This window comes from Brucella sp. 22210 (genome assembly GCF_052045675.1).
Taxonomy (GTDB): Bacteria; Pseudomonadota; Alphaproteobacteria; order Rhizobiales; family Rhizobiaceae; genus Brucella.
In genome coordinates this window covers 1-4135 of the sequence record NZ_JBQEPD010000094.1, presented here as the reverse complement: position 1 = coordinate 4135, position 4135 = coordinate 1, and the positions used below count along the sequence as shown (strand labels likewise).

Here is a 4135-nt window from a genome sequence, read left to right as displayed (position 1 = left end):
GGGGAAATTTACACTGGAAATCGTCAAGCGGACCGATCATGCCGAAGGTTTCGAAGCCCTGCCACGCCGATGGGTGGTCGAGCGACCATTTGCATGGCTGGGAAGGTGTCGCAGATTGGCCAAAGACTTCGAGAAAACGATCGCTTCTTCCGAAGCGTGGATCTACATCGCAAACATCCGCCTACTCACCAGGCGCATCGCAAGAGCCTGATATCGTTACATTCATTATGATTCAGGCTCTTAGGCATGCGGTGTTCGAGTGTTTTGCCGCGACCGCTTTCACATCGCTCCTGGATATTGGTTTTCGGCCGCAACAGCACTATTTGCACGATATCAACCCTCTTAAATACCGCAAAAAGACAATTGCCGAACTTATCCTGAAAACTGATGAGGTTCTAATCAGAACATACTTACCATAAAACCGTTAGCAATTAATTGGGTTTAGCACGCAAAGATTTTTATGTAATATTGCTTGCACACGTTACATCACCTCCATGATACATCGTGTAAAGCTCCATGCCCCCAATTAGCATGGAGCTTTTTACTGCCCGCGGCAATACGCGCGCCATTAATGCCCTTTACAAGGCGGTGGAGTTACCCTCAAAGCCAGTTAAAGAATTCGGTTTGTGAGAGTGGTGCACCCAAGTCGGGAAAGTGCTCCAGGTTTTCAAACGCTCTGCCATGCGGGATAGTTTACCGCAACGTGCATTTGAACGGCTTTGAAAGCCTGTCCAACCGGTGGATCCTGGAGCGGACCTTTGCATGGCTCAACCGCCGTCCGGCGAAAGGCGAGAGCCTCCATTGCATCGTCAGAGGCCTGGATGTTCATATCATCCATCAGAAGAATGTCGCACCGCATCGCAGGGCTGCAATTTTGAGCCGGGCTCTTACAGATGGGTGTCTCGAAAAAAACCCTTTCTGTGGGATTGTAATTCATTCAGGGCATTGATTTGCGGGGAAAGGATGAATGCGAGACCAGGCAGGTTTCTGGCATTGATGAGCGCTATGTGCGGCTGAGCGAAACGGCGATCCATTGGAGAAACTGAACAACGTCATGCCCTGGGATATGTTTCGCAAGGGCTGTCAAAGGCGCTGAAGCGCGCGGACGGCTTAAAAGGTGGACATCCTCTCTATGATCCAGTGCTGATGTTCAAAGTTCTGGTGCTTCAGGCGCTTCATAACCTTTCTGAGGTTGGGTTCCAGATCCAGGATCGTGTTTCCTTCATGCGGTTCCCGGGGCTTAGGATTGGGCGACAAGCTGCCAGACGCCAGGACTATCTGGCTGTCTCGCGAACATCTCGTGCGGGCGGCGCCATTATCTCTTGAAGGCTGGATATATGACCATGGGCGGGCAGATCGTCGATACGACAGGCGGGCCAATGGCAGGCGATTAAAAACCGATCCCGTATCGAGCCCGTTTTCGCGCCCAGACAGTCAGAATGGGAATGTTTGTCAGAACCATCGGTATCGCACGGGAAACGGCATCAGCATGACATGATACCGGGACGAAGCTTCACCGTGGCCCAAATCCAGTCATCGTCAGCGTATTACGGCGTCGTGGTTCCCGTCAGGATACTCTCAAATCGAAATTGACCGGTAATTCGAGCCGTCCAGTGGACCTATCGTTGCACGGAGAAAAAATTACGGCAAAATTGGGCTGCGGCAGTGAGTGCCTGTCGGGATGTCTTGTCAATAGAGGTGCAGATTGAAATACAAATTGGCCGATTATTTCAATTATTTGAGCGCGCCAGCTATCGAAGATGACAGAGGAATAAATCGCGAGCCTCTTATTCGGCCCTATTTTACAAACACAGGAATCTTGTCACTGGAACTCATTATTCCAGCTGAATGAAAACAATTATACTTGCCCAACCAGATCCAGCAAGAAGGGCGTAAAGGATGTCCCAATACCTTACCGTATATATTGGCAAAACCAATATTCCGGCTTGGCTTTAAAGCCACGGACCCTTTTGGTCAATTAATGCCGTATCGTGAGGGGCCACGTCGTTATATTTTACGCCCGCACAGCTTCCCGCTCACTGTCATTTTGTATAAAGAGCGAATATTGCCCTATCTTTATGCAGTTGTTCCGGGGACACGGCAATTCATTCCTGATGGTGCAGCATTCGAAAGAATGCACGAATATGCACAATTCCTTTATTGTCTTGATCTACTCCAGCTTGAGGATCTGGAAGCAAGAGATCCCAAGGCCTATGTCGAGCAGCTTTTGCATCTGCCCTTTGGCTTTTATAGCTATGGCTTCACGTCTCCAGGTGCCTGTTCCAAAGTCGCCCTGGGTGGCTGCTATGCAATTTTCTACATTCTCGTGCTCACATAGTTTTAATACGCTCCGCTCTGGCAATCGAAAATCATCGTTTCGCACACATAGACCGCTTTTGATTCCGGCTCAAAGGCTGCCACTTCGCTCCCCGGCCAAGTGCAGCAATCTGGATATGGACCGTCTTTACAAAAGCGATATTTTACCAGTTCGTCCGTGTTGGCCGGCTTGGCTTTTGTAGCCGGTTGCATCAGTATATCCCGACCGGGCAGGAAGGCGCGTATATATCGCTTATGGCGTCGTAAGCCGTAATATATTCTATTTGAATGAGCAATATAGTATAATTTTTAAATAGACATCACGAATATATTAAAGAGGCATACCGCGTTGAAACTTCTTATGTTATTATTAAATGATATACTAAATCGCAGTGCGGGTTGTATGCTTTTTGCAATATTCCTCGGATTGTGTTCCACAGCGGCTGGTGCGCAGGGGCTCGCACAAGTCTCAAAGCCTGTGCAAGTCGGCGTCTATGTCAGCGAACCTTTCGTCAATAATGAGGGCAATAGCTATTCCGGCATGGCAATTGATATCTGGCAAAACATCGCTGCACGCTTGCATATCACATCGCACTATGTGGAATATCCGAACTACGGAGCCCTGATGAAGGCGGTTTCCGAGGGCAAGGTTGATGCGGCCGTTACCAATCTTACCATCACGGAAAGCCGGGCTGAGATCGCCGACTTTACCTATCCATGGTTCGATGCGGGTCTGCGGATCATGGTACATAGCCGCGCTGCGACGGGTTGGGATGACCTGATCAGACGCCTTGATCGTGCTGGACATCTGACAACCTATGTCTGGATGTTGGGCATTCTCCTTGCGGCAACGGTGGTTTTGACGCTGTTTGACCGGCGTTTTGATGCAAACTTTCCAAAACGCTGGCGGGAAGGTCTGGCGGAAAGCTTCTATCATGTGGTCTCCATTGCCACGTCCGGCAAAAGCTCACGTAAAAACCTGTTCGGCTGGATTGGACGCGTCTGGCAAACCTTCTGGATGGTTTTCGGTATAGCCATTATCGCCTATGTTACCTCATCGATCACCAGTGTGATGACCGTGGCTCATATCGATCACACAATATCGAACCTAAGCGATCTTCAGACAAAATCGGTTGGGGTGCGTACCGGCAGTGTTGCCGAACTGTTTCTGAAATCCCGGTCAATAGCCACGGTTCCGTTTGACCATTTACCGGAAGCTATCTCCGCACTCGTCAATGACGAGATAGGGGCAATAGTCGCTGACGGGCCGGTGCTGGAATATTATATGCATCAGCATGGTGATCAGCCCTTCGATCTTGTTGGCGACGAGTTCAGTCCGGACAAATATGGCTTCGCTTTCCCCCGCAACAGCGAGTTCGTCAAACCTGCCAGTGTCGCAATCATCAGCCTGCATGAAAGCGAGGAGATCGTAAAACTGAAAACCAGATATTTTGGTCCGCCAAACTGAATATAGCGGGCGAAACGGTGACTAAAAGCGCGTTTTGATCCGATTGAATCGGATCGGCGCTCTAATTCCATTATAAAAGCATAAATCCCGTAAGGGAGCATCAGGAATTTCGTGTGCGGTGAGGCTGTTGGACGCCTCGAAAAACCTCGCATTTCCGGTGGGAATTTGATTCAATCCGCGTGCTGGCCAGTAACATGGCCTGCGCCGCCATCGTTGCGGAGGTTATGACGATCATCCGGACGCAGCAACCTTGTTCGGGTTGTTGCTGGATGAATCGCGAATGGGCATCGAGAATGACAGATGGAAAGGTCTTTCTGGAAAATGCGGAGAAGGCGATCATAACTCACATTG

5 protein-coding genes are annotated in these 4135 nt (G+C 49.7%); 4 read left to right on the top strand and 1 reads right to left on the bottom strand.

The genetic code is table 11. The features are described from left to right. From ACTJKP_RS26440 to ACTJKP_RS26430, 3 genes are all read left to right on the top strand, one after another. On the top strand, positions 1-211 hold a 211-nt coding region (locus tag ACTJKP_RS26440; protein WP_440632750.1), incomplete at its 5' end, for a transposase. A 935-nt stretch (positions 212-1146) separates the two neighbouring features. Further along, on the top strand, positions 1147-1326 hold the full coding sequence (locus ACTJKP_RS26435) for a hypothetical protein (RefSeq protein ID WP_440632774.1): 180 nt from the start codon (positions 1147-1149) through the stop codon (positions 1324-1326). A 538-nt stretch (positions 1327-1864) separates the two neighbouring features. After that, complete coding sequence (locus ACTJKP_RS26430; protein WP_440632773.1) at positions 1865-2338, top strand: hypothetical protein; 474 nt, start codon at positions 1865-1867, stop codon at positions 2336-2338. Positions 2339-2340: 2 nt separating this feature from the next. On the opposite strand, the gene ACTJKP_RS26425 is transcribed toward ACTJKP_RS26430, so the two are convergent. After that, positions 2341-2529, bottom strand: a complete 189-nt coding sequence (locus tag ACTJKP_RS26425) for a hypothetical protein (protein WP_440632772.1) — start codon at positions 2527-2529, stop codon at positions 2341-2343. A 190-nt stretch (positions 2530-2719) separates the two neighbouring features. On the opposite strand from ACTJKP_RS26425, the gene ACTJKP_RS26420 reads away from it, so the two are divergent. Continuing rightward, positions 2720-3784 (top strand): transporter substrate-binding domain-containing protein, encoded by a 1065-nt coding sequence (locus ACTJKP_RS26420; protein WP_440632771.1) that lies wholly within the window; start codon positions 2720-2722, stop codon positions 3782-3784. Positions 3785-4135 lie beyond the last annotated feature (351 nt).